This window comes from Stygiolobus sp. CP850M, assembly GCF_037389425.1.
GTDB lineage: Archaea > Thermoproteota > Thermoprotei_A > Sulfolobales > Sulfolobaceae > Stygiolobus.
In genome coordinates this window covers 1-12646 of sequence record NZ_JBBHKR010000108.1, presented here as the reverse complement: position 1 = coordinate 12646, position 12646 = coordinate 1, and the positions used below count along the sequence as shown (strand labels likewise).

Below are 12646 nucleotides of genomic sequence, written 5' to 3'. Positions count from 1 at the left end.
CATCATGATCCAGGGTACGTAATTCCTATTGATATTTACGACAAAAAAGTACTTTTTATCAAAGACCCTCAGAATAACATAAACCCTAGCCAAAAGTTCAGAAGAGCTCCTAGATTTCTAAAATCTATTAAAGATAGACCTAAGGTAGTTGAGAGTGCGGATGGGAAAGAGATAAGGTTCGGCTCTACGATGATAAAGTTTTCTCCTGCTGTTCCTCATGGTGCTGATGAAAGACTTGGCTATGTAGTTCAGGTTGCAATTAATGATAAGGACGGAACGGTTCTCTTCACCTCTGACATTGAGGGTGCACCAAAGGAAGGACATGTGAGATTTATCAATGAGGTTAAGCCTAACTTTCTAATTATAGATGGACCATTAAGCTATTTATTAGGTAGAGCATTATCCCAAGAAGAATTAGACATTGAGATAAAGAATCTAGAAAATATAGTTAAAAACGGTCTTCAATATGCTATTATTGATCACCATGTTTTGCGTGATCTTAATTACGAAAACATACTTAAACCAGTGAAGGAAGTAGCTAAGTCAGTAGGATGTAGGGTAATCACTGCTGCAGAGTACTTGTCAATAGAGCCTATGATCTTGGAGGCTAGGAGAAAAGAGCTTTTCCAAAAAGATAACAGACCGGCCAAAATACCTAGAAATCTAGCAAAACTTCTCACAGCGGGAGATTCGTGAGAGGTAAGAAGTGAGCTAGTATTAGTCCGCCTGCGTAGCTTCCCGCCAATGCTAACATACCCGTTGCTATTTGCTCAAAAGCTCCCCTGTATTTACTGAGTCCAGTATATTTTGAAGACATAGAACCGAAAATGCCCAAAGTTATTGCTATTAACACTACTGAACTGACTACGTCATAGATGAAGGGAATCTTGAAGAATAGTGACAGAATAAAAGGAAATAGTGGGATTATTGAGCCTATTATCAAATATAGAGACATTAATAGTCCTAATTTCACTGGACTCTCGTATCCTTCTGGGAACAGTCTAAGCTCATGGATTAACATTTCGTTTAGTACTATGTTCTTGTTTTTCATTAGTCTAGTTGAGATTTCTTCAGCTTCCTCTTCTGGCAGACCTTTTTGGATGTAAAATTGCTTCAATTCCTCCTTCTCTTTTTCAGGGTAATGTTCTATTTCAAAGCTTTCTTTTTTAATTTCATTTTCTATGATTTGCATCCTGACTCTCGTAGAGATGTATTCTCCTATACCCATGGAAAAAGCTTGACCTATAGATGCAATTAACCCCGTAACAAGGACTAGTAACGGGTCTTGAGAATAACCTGCAGCACCTATAGCAATTGAACCAACACCTATAAGCCCGTCTTGGATTCCGAAAACTCTGGTCCTAAAAGTGTCTGCCTCGTTAGTATAGTGTATTACCGGCTCTTCCATGTTTAATTTGTTTGTTAAAAAATCTTTAAACCCTTCTTGGATTACGAAAAATCGTAATGTAATTTATACCTTAACTATGTAGTGATCTCCTTCTCTTGCTAGAAATCCTGAGTATATACCCCACTCAACTAAAATGATCTCTAAATCATTGTATCCAGTAGGGCTGCTATAAATTGTGATCCCCTTATCCTCAAGTTTTTCTAGCAACTCTTTTACAGTGAAAGATCTAAGTTCCTTAGCCGTCGAAAAAGGCTCTAGCCTATCTATTGACTCTCTCAGCAACTCCTTTCTCTTCTTGAGATTTGCCTTAAGAAAATCCAGTCCTTTATCTGTAATTATTACATCACCTTCAGCTAAATTTATAAAGCCCATCGTATTTGCAGCATAAAGGATCGGCATTAGTTCGTCCATATCTACTTCTAACTCTTTCTCAAGTATGTATATATCCACTTTATCATTAAAGGTATTATGTAAAGTAGTAAGCAAACCTAACAAATCTGCAACTCTAGCATCGGGATGAATAACCTTATATGTACTTGTAGCCATATACCCTTAGAATAGGTATTGTTAATAAAAACTTTATTTTCATTAATATCCAATAACATGGTTGCTCCAAGTATTAAAAATATATTATCTTTCATTGTTGTTGCGGTCGTTAACAATGTTTAAGCTAGAATTGTAACGATCATCTAGATTTTTATTAGTGGATTAAAGTTCTCGTTGTATGCTTAATATCAGAATATGATTTAATATATTCAATTCTAAAAAGAAAAAATTTATACTTCCATCACATATATACGTTGATGGACGAGCCTTTACTATATTCACAGTTATCATTAACAAGAAGAAGTTCATCCTTACCAAAGATTATTAGAGTTGATCCTTATTCCGATTTATCTAAATTAAGAGGTGTCCCTAGATATGAGTTTTCTAGAGGTATAGAGGGTAATGAAATATTAGATATGACTGGACTGAAGGGCGTTGAGGATTTAGGTGATAGGCTAAGAGTATTAGCTGGTACTCCTTGGAGGGATGTAATTAGGTATAGCCCTGAATTATTCGGTAATCTTGATTTCTCAGTAGGCGGTAGTGTATTCTTTGGTGATGCTGGGTTCGGATTTAATGAATTTGGACTGATTAGAGATCGTGTAGAGATCGAAGGGTATCTTAACGGAATTAAATATACAGGGAAATATAATGGAGGTATAATATACGCTGTATACATTAAGAAAGAGCTAAAACAATTAATTAACAAAGGTTATACTACAGATGACATAGACGCAATATTATACAAATTAAAGAGTTGGTTTTCCTCCGGTTTTCCAGCGTTTAGAGATATTACAATTAACATTCAAGGGGGAGTAGCTAAGTTAATCGTCGCTTATCCGTCCACTAGAGAGCAACTCTTGTTAAAGTACGTTTCTGACTTACAGAAAGTAGATCCGGTGTATGAAGATTTGTCTCCCAGACATAAGTATAGATATTACGGTACTACTGACCTTAACGGTATTTTTCAGATAAAGGAAAACTTGAAACGAAGCGAGAGAACAATACTTCGGTTCAGGGGAACAAAAGTCTACTTTGTCATTTACTCCAATACTCCGTTAAAATTCATTGACACAATCCCATTAACATCTTATTCGGACTCGGATGCACAGAACAATTTAAACGGGTGTGTACTTTGCGGCAGATGCGTTGATGTATGTCCTTACGGGGAAATGATGGGCTCTCCAATTTATACTCCATTAGGGCTTTACGTGCTACAACCATTAGGATTTGCAGAAGGATTAATAAACTGTCATATGTGCGGAAAGTGTGTTGATGTATGTCCCTCTAAGCTTGATATACTTTCTGACTTAAGGAAGTATGCAAGGTATAATAAAATAGACACTTCATTACCAGAAGTGAGGGAACTACCTGCTACTTCGGTAATAGTACTTACTCCTATAAGTAAGGGCTTTGAAGATAGAGCAATCAGGGCTTTGCTTTATCTTCACTCTAAGGGGAAAAAAGTTGGTCTAATAAAACTGGATATTAACGTCTTAGACTTGTTGCTGGATAAGGTTGATTGGGAGAATATATCTAAGAAATTAGAGGGAGTAAATGAAATATTGACTATAACTCCAGAAGAATACCACTATTTACAACCTATAAAGAGATTTAAAATAATCGATATTATCCTCGTTGAAGAATTGATATTACCAGATACAGATATAGAGGGGGAAAATCTTCATATCCCATGTATGCTTGGAATAAAGACAAGAAAGAAAGAATTAAACAAATGCAGTCTGGCTTTCTTAGAGGAAATATCTGGTAAAACTGTTGAAAGTAAGTTACCAGCTAAATATACCTTATGCCCCATAACTGCTAGGAAACTTAATATAAAGACCCCACTAGACACAGTCTTTCCCACTCTAAACTTAGAGGCGTTAAAGAACATAATATCAAAACTCCACCAAGGAGTAGAGGACGGTGATTTGTTAATGGATGACTCAAAGTGGTACGAGGATATAGCTGAGGAGCTTTTCAAAAAAGTTGCTGACAAGATAATCTCAACTCAGCTCAATCGGTTAACCAAAGAAGAGTTATTGTTCCTTTACTTCTTTATGGATAAATTTGCCGAAATAAATGAGAAGGATAAAGAAGTTATTATAAAAGAGGTAAATAAAATTTTAGGCTCTAACTAAATAAAGTAAATGTCCTACTTCTGGCAAAATCAATTCTTTTGTTGCTAACCTAACAGCGTCTGGAGACCCTGGCAATAAGTAGACGACTTTTTTCCCAATTATCCCTGCGCTTGCTTTGGTTAAATACGCTGCAGCCCTCACCTTAGGGTCATCAAAACTGATATTTCTAAATACGTCAGAAAAACCTTCGATCTCTCTATCAAAAATAGGTCTTATGGTCTCTACAGTCTGGTCTGAAGGTGCATATCCAGTCCCTCCAGTGGAGATTATTACGTCCACCCTTGGATCGTCTAGTGCTTCCGCAAATGCTCTAAGTATCTTAACCTTGTCGTCAGGGACTAAGGAGTAGCCTACGACTGTGTAGCCGGCTTCAATAACTAATTGTTTTATAACATCACCAGACTCATCAACAACGGGTTCTTTTTTAGATAGTTTCTCGTATCTTGACGTGCTTACCGTTATTATGTAAAAGTTTATCTGTTTAGGGGCATGTTCTCTGTGTTTTTCGTGAGCATGAGTCATATAATCCTAACCTCCTTGGCTAAGTCTAAGTCAAGGTCGAGGAATTTATTTCTTTCGAGTAATATTCCGTCTACATACAGTCTTGTGCCTTCTTTAATTTCGGTGAATCTAGTCCTAAAAGAGGTCAGAGTTAGACCTTGTGTCGTTTCATAAATGACAGGGAGAGTATAAGATTTTTTCGCCTTAATGATCTCTATTATTCCCCTGAATTCTCTCTGTCTTATTACCAATCCAAAGTCTACACATTTTACAATCTTGAAAGTGTAAGGTGTGCCATTAAATATTCCCTCAAGTACTCTATCTCTTTTTAGGGTTTCAAAATCCCTTTTACTAAGCACTTCAACTTCCTCTTCATTTAAAGCATTTAGTGGGATCGTAACTCCTCTCCTTCTTAGTTCCAGTAGGGTGTAATAATGATCCGGATTGAATGAGAGAAAATCCATATCATTGTACTTATTAGCGTAGAGTAAGCTACCTGTTATTCCTACTGATCCGTTAAAATAGCTAAGAAATCTTTTAACATTTTCGGGTCTTTCTTTCTTAGGATCGAAGGGATCGAGGATGACACTTTCTTCTAAGGGAACTAGTGGAACTTCGAAACCGATCTCATCTAGGTATTTTAATAGATGCTGAAATTTCTGCTTAACGAGGACTAACGCTTCGTTTAACTTCTTGATTTTTCTACCCTTATACAATCGAGGAATAGCTACAGCATAACCATCAGGATGAAAACAGCCTTTAACTGCCCAAATCACGTTGTCATAAACGAGAAAATATCCCTCAGTAATCATCAGCTTTAAAGGAGTTCGTCCAGTCTTTAAATCTTGTGAAAATATTAATCATAGGAAGAGGAATAACTGGTAGCACATTATATTATCTATTCAGGGAAAAAGGACACCAAGTCTACGTAATAGAGTCGGGCTTTAGGAAATTTTATCCTACCCTGATTCATTCTTTATTACTTCGTGGGAAGGACATAGATTTAGCTTTAGATTCACTGGATTTCTATCGATCTCATAACGTACCTTTGTTTTCGTATCCCTCTTATACTATAGGGAAAATACCTTCAGAGGTATTCGACGATTGGTTAACCAGGGGCTTTGAAGTTAGAGAATTATACGTGGACTGGTTGAATACTTCAGCCATAGAGGGTAAGAAGACTGACAGACTTGTTGGTGTCAAAAACTTCGTAGACTCTGTCCCTTATTCTTATGGTAATGCATATGTGGACGCTAAGGGTAGGATTTTCATTAACAAGGAGAAAGATGTTAGTGGGAAATTTGACATCATAATATTATCTTCTGGTGCATGGAACTCGGTATCTACAAGTTTTAAACTTCCTCTTAAGAGCTACTATTGTTGGGCTTGGGCTGTTCTTACTCCAAGAAGAGAGTTAGATAAAGTATTCATATACGACTACGAACTCGGGTTTTATTCGAGACCGGTACTAGGAATCGGTTCCTTCCTTACCATAATAGGAGACGGCGATACCATTGAGTGTTCTCCTTTTACACCACAAGCTGGTGACAAAAGGGCCGTTGAAGCTGCGGGTAAAAGGTTAGGACCCCTTGTACCGTTCTACAAAGGGGAAGGTTACTGTGAGGGAACTCCAGATATGAGACCAGTTTACGGTCAACTCACCGATAAGATATATTACATAGGGGGCCTTAACGGATACGGAGCAGAGGTAGGTCCAGGCCTGGCGAGGCTCCTCTTCCGTTTCATTATAGAGGGGGAGGAAGACAAGGATTATTCCGCGTCCAGATTTAACGGAGTAACAGAATTTAAGATAAGTAAAGAGCCTCATGAATTCTAACTTCTATATATGTCAAGGTGTTTTTTTATTAACTCCTCATCCTTTAGTTCTTCTTCGTTTACTTCTAAATGGAGCCTTTGTCTTTCTTCACAGTCTTCACAGTCATATACTACCCACGCGTTTAAGAACTGCTCCCCGTAATAAAATTCCATAGCTCTCCAACCGTAGTTTTTTAAGAGTTCTTTAACTACTTTTAATCTCGTTGTAGGAAAAGCTACAAATTTCTTCATTTTGATGTAGTAGGGCTTCAGCGTCAACAAATAGTACCCGTTTACTAATACAGAAGTAGGAGTGTGAAACTCATCGAGATCACTAACTTTCACTAACTCTACTTTTCCCTTAGTATCTAGATAAACGGCTACGTTTCTGTAATCTTCAAACATGTCCCTTAGGTAATGCCAAGGAGGTGCAGGAGAGCCTAATATCCAGCTTAACATAATAACTCTTTATATACCCAGTGTGATAAATTTGATTCTAAATAATGATGATGTGACGGTTTACAGAGCTGATGAAGACCGCTTCCCTGACTGAGAGAGGGTTCGATATGAAAATGGATTACGTTAGGGACATTACCTCAGTTCAGAAGAAGGTAATTGATAAATATGGTACTCTTTATGGTCTTGACGATATTGTGAAGAAAATTATTGGTCTTCATAGGACTGGAGTGTTAAATATAAATCACTCCGTTTTAGAGATCATATTGGCCGCCCACCTCTTAAATCAAGGGTTTAAAGTTTATGCGGAAGTAGAAGTAGCGGGTGGTATAGTAGATATATATGCAATAAAGGGAATAGATATTTCAATTGAAGTCGAAACAGGTTACGTACCTCCTACCAACGCTATTTCAGCTGAGGAATTTCTTATGGGTAGATTAGCATTGAAAACAGCTAGGTATAGCAATGTTGGTCACGAGTTTTATATAGCCGTTCCTTCCTTTTACATACCCCCAATTCCAGAGCCACTATTAATCCCTCCAGAAGAAAGGAAGGAGGACGATATCAGGAAAGTAATGTTCTTAATAAGGAAATACAGTAAATCTCCTGATATAACTCTTGACGACGTTAAGACGAGTAAGATTAACGGTATAATAACTATAAACACTAAATCATTAGACGTAAAAGTGATTGATATAAAGAATTTCTCCACGTTAAAACACTTTTATAGCCAAGTATAAGAAGGCAAAGGATATAAAAGGCACTCCTATGTTATCGTCCAAAAAAGGCGCGATCTCAACTAGCGTAGCTATTACTCCAGATATTGCACCGTATATACCGAAAAAGTAATAACCCAGAGGAACACACACGATAGCCATTCCTACACTTCCCCAAAATCCCTTCACTCTCCTCTTGTACACGTAATTGCGGATAATTCCAGTTACACCGTCTCCGAAAGACATGTAATAAATTGGTAACAAGGGAATGAATACGTCTTTAGTTAACCAGTAGTCGTGATCGAGAAATTCCATAATCAAGAGTAATGTTCCGAAAGAGAAAGTATAGTAAACTTCGCCTCTATTTCCTTCATCCTGAAACCAGTTAAGGTAGTTTTTCTTCGCTCTGTGAAATATTAAGTATGCCATCAGAACGTAAGATGCTATAATAGGGACAAGTGGAGAGGTGAAAACAAAAGGTGCAAGTACGGCTACAACACCTCCTCCTAACATGTGTATTACTTTTCTAGCAACATAGGTCGTTGTAATTTTGCTAATGAGTTTTGATATGTAAAGAGTGACAGTTGCTACCCATATTGTTAATGCAATACCCCATTCAACGTCTCTTATCGTTAATAACATCAATAATGAAAGCTGTTACATTAAATTATAAGTTCAGCTATTCTTACTCGTGCAAGTCTTTTTGTATAAGAGGATTGGAGATTACCTATTACCTTCCCAAGAAGGAGATGTCATAGTAACAGTAAGTAACTTTCTTATCAAGGTTTACGATCGTAATAGCGGTTTAGAACTAAAAGATGTGAAGTTCAAGTTATTTGGAAACGAAATACCTCACCTGAATAAATTAAAAGAACTCGAGAAAGCTACGGGAATCGATGTTGACGAAAATTATGCCTTAGCTTTTCCTAATCCTAAGATAAGAATACTAAAACTGAATCAACTAGCCGGTTACGTATTTGAGGAACATGTATATTCCGTCTTATCCTCTTACTTTAACGTTAAGAGGTACAAAAACTCGGGAATTATGTCATTACCCAAACTGGGTTTAACATTCCATAATACACCGGACATGTTAGTTGAAGATAAAGTAGCGGTAGAAGCAAAGGTGGGACTTTACGAGTTAGAACAAATTAGGGACTACGAGAGAAGATATTCGAAAGGCGTTATAGTTTTCCCTTGGGCTGGCAAATGCAAGACCTCAAGGTGGGTTTGTTTTAACTACTTTTTAAAGGACTATGAGAGGGTAGTGAGGTATATAAGGAGTTTAATTAGTTAAGTAAATATCTACCTATGCTAATAGGTGAATTTTTAAATTCAGCAAGTAAAGAGAGGGTATGGAAATAGGTACGCCTCTTCTCGAAGGTGCAAAAAAACTCCTCTGGCTTGGCGGAGGAGAACTGGGTAAAGAAATGGTGATAGAAGCCCAGAGGATGGGTTTAGAGACCGTGGTAGTGGACAGATATGATATGGCACCTGCGATGCATGTGGCTCACAGAAAGTATGTAGTGAACATGTTAGATGGTAATGCAATAAGGAGTATAATTAAAAAAGAACATCCAGACGCTATAATTACTGAAATAGAGGCAATTAATACTGACGCATTGCTGGATCTAGAACAAGAGGGCTTTAGAGTAATTCCTAACGCTAGAGCCGTGAAGATCTGTATGAACAGACTAGACCTTAGAATGTTGGCTGCTGAGAAGGTAAAAGTGCCTACTACTGCTTATGCCTTTGCCGAGACGTCAGAGGAGGTTAAAAAAGCCTGTAAGGACATAGGCTATCCATGTATAATAAAACCTGAGATGAGCTCAAGCGGGCATGGTCATGAGGTAATATATAGTGAATCTGAAGTCGAGGAAAAGTTTAAGGAGGCATTGACCCATGCCAGAGGAAAAAGTAGTAAAGTTATAGTCGAGGAGTTCATAAACATTGATAGAGAGCTTACAGTACTTACATATAGGTACCCATTGATTGACGGAGGAGTTCAGACGAAGACTTTACCTCCGATAGAACATCAGAGACCTAAAGACGTATATTACTACGTTGAATCATGGCATCCCTCAACTGTTCCAGAGGACGTAGCAGCCAGAGCTAGAGAATATGCAATGAGAGTTGTTGACGAGCTAGGTGGTTTCGGTGTATTCGGTGTAGAGATACTTATTAGCGGTAATAGAGTTCTCTTCAGTGAAGTATCTCCGAGACCCCATGATACTGGGCTAGTGACGATGGCAAGCCTAGATATTAACGAGTTTCAAATCCACGTGAGAAGTGCAATAGGACTTCCAACTCCAGAGGTCAAGTTAGTAACACCTGCAGCAGCTCACGTTATTTTGGCTAATAATGAAAAGTGGGCCCCTAAATTCATTAATGTGGAGAAAGCTCTAGAAATTCCTGGTGTTCAAATAAGGCTCTTCGGAAAACCCTCTACTTACTATAAAAGGAGAATGGGCGTTGTCCTAGCTACTGGTAAGGATGTAAAGGAGGCTAAAGAGAAAGTTAGAAAGGCTTCGTCACTTATACTAGTATCATAATCCGTGAATTTTCTTTAATTTTTCTACTATCTCCTCTACTCTTTTCTTCGTGAATTCTGATGAGGCTAAGTAACAACAATCCTCAAGTTCCAAGAACTCCGTGAAGTCTAAATTTGCTAACTCCGCTGTAGATAATGCCCATATTTTTGCCGTTGACTCGTAATTATAACCTCCACCTCCGGTCATAACAATCTTAGCATTATAATTATGGGCAAGCTTGTGGAGAGTTCTAATCAAGTCTAAATAACCTTTGTTAGATAGTTTTAACTCAACTAAAGGATCAGTAAAGTGCGAGTCTCCCCCGTTCAGGATTACAATTAGATCCGGTTTAAACCCATTTAGCTTAGGTACAACAACTTGGTTGAATGCATATAAATACATATCGTCTGCAGTCCCGGGTGGTAGAGGAATATTCATAGTCAATCCTTTTGCATCTCCTTCTCCTATTTCGTCAACGTCTCCAGAACCGGGGAAGAAGCCCTTATGGTACATGTGAAGGGATATTTTAAGGACTTTAGGATCATTTGCAAGAAGTATCTGTGTCCCATCACCATGATGACCGTCTATATCTACTAGAGCTATTCTGTTGAATTTTTCCTCGGCTATTTTTATCCCTAAGGCTACATCATTAAATACACAAAATCCGGAAGCTGAAGTGTATTTCGCGTGGTGGAATCCTCCGCCTATGTTTATCGTGTGATCATATCTATCAAGTAATTTTACGGCGGTCACAGTACCACTAACCCTAACCAAAGCGGATTCAAATATACCTTTAAACGCCGGTGTATCACCGTCATCTAAATATCCTCTTCCTTCTTCACTCTTTTTCTTCACAAACTCAACATATTCCTTTGAGTGAACTTTGTACAACATTTCCTCGGGTATAATGTCCGGTTTTACGAGATCTATATAGTGAAATGCACCTCTTTCTTCAAGTATTTTTTTCGTCATTGATTCACGGAGTGATTTGAAAGGATGAATCCCGGGGAAAGAATAGTCCAAATAACGATCATCCCATACGAATGCCGTCTTGTGCATTACAATTATCTACGTTGAAAAACTATATAAGTGTAGAACTGGATTTTTCCATGATGAGTATAAAAGAATTAATCGAGGAACCGAAGGTAGTAGCAACTTACAACGATAGGATAAGGGAAATAGTAAGTAAGATGAGGGAAAATAATCAGTGGGTAGTACCCGTAATTAAAGAAAAAGAAGTCGTGGGGATTTTAAGTTATAATGATCTCCTAAGAAAAAGGATCAGTCCCGAGTCTAAAGTAATAAACCTTATGAGTCCTTTACTTTCGGTAAGCGAAAAAGACGATATTCAGAAAGTAGTGGCTAAGTTCTACACGGCTAAGGCTAGGGCTATTCCAGTTGTTGATGATAAGAAAAGATTAGTGGGTATAATCACTAGGGAGAGATTACTCTCATATTTCTTAGGTAGTGGTGACTTTGCGAAAGCAAGGGTTAGAGAATACATGAACTCACCAGTTATAACTGTTAATGCTGAAGATTCGGTAGCAAGAGCTAGATGGCTTATGAGTAATAACAACGTGACTAAGTTACCAGTAATGGAAGAAAAGAAAGTCTCTGGAATCATTTCCGCTAAGGATATTGTAGATAGGCTTTACAGTAGTGGGGGTAAGAAAAAATCCTCAATCCTCACAGAGGAAGAGAGGTTGATGGCATTACCCGTAAAGGAGATAATGAATTACCCAGTTATAACCGCAAAAGGTGACGATATTGTAGAAAAGGCTATAGAGACAATGTTGTCTAAGAAGATATCTGGAATGCCGGTTCTAGAAGGGGAATATTTAGTAGGTATGTTTAGTGGTATTGACGCAATAGCCATCATCGCTAAAAAGTATCAGATGGAGATACCTATTGAGGCAAGATTGACAAGTGAATTAAAACAAGGGAATATGAAAGCTCTCATAGATGGTATATTAGAGAGGTACCTTTCGAGACTAGAGAAACTCACGGACATTATAAACTTTAAAGTGACGTTTAAAGAGGAGTCCAAGAGTGAAGGTAAGAAGCTATATCAAGTAACAGCTAGAGCTGTAACAAAAGTAGGCGACTTCGTAACTAAGGACAGTGATTGGGATCCGGTAACTGCCGTAAGAAAAGCAGTTGAAAGGTTAGAAGAAAGAGTGCAGAAGGAATTAAGAAAAATGGAGACCACTAGAAGGAAACCAAAGGCAGAGGAGAGTTGAAATTTGCAATAGTTCAGCCTACTAGTACTTTCTCAGCAGTACAACTTACTGAGGAAGCACTGAAGGCGGGAGCAGAAATAGTGTTGTTGCCTGAGAAATGGACTAAGCACTTAGACGATGTACCTTTAGTGGATTTCCAACGACTTGCTAAAAAGTACACGTCTTATGTAATACCTGGAGCCGTAGAAGACGGTGTCTCAATTATTTCACCTGTCATAGACCCTAACGGTGAAGTAAAAGGAATAGCTAAAAAGATACATCTTTATGAAGACGAAAAAAACAGACTTTTTCC

The 12646-nt window shown here is 37.9% G+C and carries 14 protein-coding genes and 1 pseudogene; 8 read left to right on the top strand and 7 right to left on the bottom strand.

Annotated features, from left to right (window positions below):
- Positions 1-696, top strand: a 696-nt coding sequence (locus WIW89_RS13525; protein WP_337721162.1) for a hypothetical protein, incomplete at its 5' end; no start/stop codon positions are given.
- Here WIW89_RS13525 and WIW89_RS13520 read toward each other — a convergent pair.
- Positions 677-1408 (bottom strand): VIT1/CCC1 transporter family protein, encoded by a 732-nt coding sequence (locus tag WIW89_RS13520; protein ID WP_337721161.1) that lies wholly within the window; start codon positions 1406-1408, stop codon positions 677-679. The two genes, WIW89_RS13525 and WIW89_RS13520, sit on opposite strands and share 20 nt — an antisense overlap.
- Positions 1409-1471: 63 nt before the next feature.
- A complete protein-coding gene (locus WIW89_RS13515) occupies positions 1472-1954 on the bottom strand; it encodes an AAA-associated domain-containing protein (protein ID WP_337700210.1) in 483 nt (160 codons plus the stop codon).
- Positions 1955-2211: 257 nt separating this feature from the next.
- Here WIW89_RS13515 and WIW89_RS13510 point away from each other — a divergent pair, with 257 nt between their 5' ends.
- Complete coding sequence (locus WIW89_RS13510) at positions 2212-4095, top strand: 4Fe-4S dicluster domain-containing protein (RefSeq protein WP_337721159.1); 1884 nt, start codon at positions 2212-2214, stop codon at positions 4093-4095.
- Here the strand turns inward: WIW89_RS13510 and WIW89_RS13505 are convergent.
- Entirely contained in the window at positions 4081-4617 is a 537-nt protein-coding gene (locus WIW89_RS13505; protein WP_337708470.1) for a MogA/MoaB family molybdenum cofactor biosynthesis protein, read from the bottom strand. The two genes, WIW89_RS13510 and WIW89_RS13505, sit on opposite strands and share 15 nt — an antisense overlap.
- On the bottom strand, positions 4614-5408 hold the full coding sequence (locus WIW89_RS13500; RefSeq protein ID WP_337708472.1) for a hypothetical protein: 795 nt from the start codon (positions 5406-5408) through the stop codon (positions 4614-4616). Before WIW89_RS13500 ends, WIW89_RS13505 begins: the two co-directional genes overlap by 4 nt.
- Before the next feature lie 35 nt (positions 5409-5443).
- Here WIW89_RS13500 and WIW89_RS13495 point away from each other — a divergent pair, with 35 nt between their 5' ends.
- The gene (locus WIW89_RS13495; protein WP_337721158.1) at positions 5444-6433 is read left to right on the top strand and encodes an FAD-binding oxidoreductase; all 990 of its coding nucleotides are present in this window, start codon (positions 5444-5446) and stop codon (positions 6431-6433) included.
- Here the strand turns inward: WIW89_RS13495 and WIW89_RS13490 are convergent.
- Positions 6430-6870 carry a hypothetical protein gene (locus tag WIW89_RS13490; protein WP_337708476.1) on the bottom strand — a complete coding sequence of 147 codons (441 nt, stop codon included), beginning with the start codon at positions 6868-6870 and terminating at the stop codon, positions 6430-6432. The two genes, WIW89_RS13495 and WIW89_RS13490, sit on opposite strands and share 4 nt — an antisense overlap.
- 71 nt (positions 6871-6941) lie before the next feature.
- Here WIW89_RS13490 and WIW89_RS13485 point away from each other — a divergent pair, with 71 nt between their 5' ends.
- Positions 6942-7607: a hypothetical protein gene (locus tag WIW89_RS13485; RefSeq protein WP_337721156.1), complete on the top strand. Its 666-nt coding sequence runs from the start codon at positions 6942-6944 to the stop codon at positions 7605-7607.
- Here WIW89_RS13485 and WIW89_RS13480 read toward each other — a convergent pair.
- Positions 7581-8225 carry a phosphatidate cytidylyltransferase gene (locus WIW89_RS13480; protein WP_337708478.1) on the bottom strand — a complete coding sequence of 215 codons (645 nt, stop codon included), beginning with the start codon at positions 8223-8225 and terminating at the stop codon, positions 7581-7583. The genes WIW89_RS13485 and WIW89_RS13480 overlap by 27 nt on opposite strands.
- Positions 8226-8274: 49 nt before the next feature.
- On the opposite strand from WIW89_RS13480, the gene WIW89_RS13475 reads away from it, so the two are divergent.
- Together WIW89_RS13475 and purT are read left to right on the top strand one after the other, a co-directional pair.
- On the top strand, positions 8275-8880 hold the full coding sequence (locus tag WIW89_RS13475; protein WP_337721154.1) for a hypothetical protein: 606 nt from the start codon (positions 8275-8277) through the stop codon (positions 8878-8880).
- 58 nt (positions 8881-8938) lie between these two features.
- Positions 8939-10135 carry a formate-dependent phosphoribosylglycinamide formyltransferase gene (purT, locus tag WIW89_RS13470; RefSeq protein WP_337721152.1) on the top strand — a complete coding sequence of 399 codons (1197 nt, stop codon included), beginning with the start codon at positions 8939-8941 and terminating at the stop codon, positions 10133-10135.
- On the opposite strand, the gene WIW89_RS13465 is transcribed toward purT, so the two are convergent.
- Positions 10130-11173 (bottom strand): acetoin utilization protein AcuC, encoded by a 1044-nt coding sequence (locus WIW89_RS13465; RefSeq protein WP_337721149.1) that lies wholly within the window; start codon positions 11171-11173, stop codon positions 10130-10132. The genes purT and WIW89_RS13465 overlap by 6 nt on opposite strands.
- 50 nt (positions 11174-11223) lie before the next feature.
- Between WIW89_RS13465 and WIW89_RS13460 the strand changes: the two genes are divergently transcribed.
- Both WIW89_RS13460 and WIW89_RS13455 read left to right on the top strand, forming a co-directional pair.
- On the top strand, positions 11224-12354 hold the full coding sequence (locus WIW89_RS13460; protein ID WP_337721164.1) for a CBS domain-containing protein: 1131 nt from the start codon (positions 11224-11226) through the stop codon (positions 12352-12354).
- Positions 12351-12646, top strand: a pseudogene (locus tag WIW89_RS13455) (carbon-nitrogen hydrolase family protein); the annotation flags it as partial. The gene WIW89_RS13460 and the pseudogene WIW89_RS13455, both read left to right, overlap by 4 nt.

Bases quoted from the DNA above. Each gene is read 5' to 3' on its own strand.
- WIW89_RS13520 (WP_337721161.1), bottom strand. From the start codon at position 1,408: ATGGAAGAGCCGGTAATACACTATACTAACGAGGCAGACACTTTTAGG.
- WIW89_RS13515 (WP_337700210.1), bottom strand. From the start codon at position 1,954: ATGGCTACAAGTACATATAAGGTTATTCATCCCGATGCTAGAGTTGCA.
- WIW89_RS13510 (WP_337721159.1), top strand. From the start codon at position 2,212: ATGGACGAGCCTTTACTATATTCACAGTTATCATTAACAAGAAGAAGT.
- WIW89_RS13505 (WP_337708470.1), bottom strand. From the start codon at position 4,617: ATGACTCATGCTCACGAAAAACACAGAGAACATGCCCCTAAACAGATA.
- WIW89_RS13500 (WP_337708472.1), bottom strand. From the start codon at position 5,408: ATGATTACTGAGGGATATTTTCTCGTTTATGACAACGTGATTTGGGCA.
- WIW89_RS13490 (WP_337708476.1), bottom strand. From the start codon at position 6,870: ATGTTAAGCTGGATATTAGGCTCTCCTGCACCTCCTTGGCATTACCTA.
- WIW89_RS13485 (WP_337721156.1), top strand. From the start codon at position 6,942: ATGAAGACCGCTTCCCTGACTGAGAGAGGGTTCGATATGAAAATGGAT.
- WIW89_RS13480 (WP_337708478.1), bottom strand. From the start codon at position 8,225: ATGTTATTAACGATAAGAGACGTTGAATGGGGTATTGCATTAACAATA.
- purT (WP_337721152.1), top strand. From the start codon at position 8,939: ATGGAAATAGGTACGCCTCTTCTCGAAGGTGCAAAAAAACTCCTCTGG.
- WIW89_RS13465 (WP_337721149.1), bottom strand. From the start codon at position 11,173: ATGCACAAGACGGCATTCGTATGGGATGATCGTTATTTGGACTATTCT.
- WIW89_RS13460 (WP_337721164.1), top strand. From the start codon at position 11,224: ATGATGAGTATAAAAGAATTAATCGAGGAACCGAAGGTAGTAGCAACT.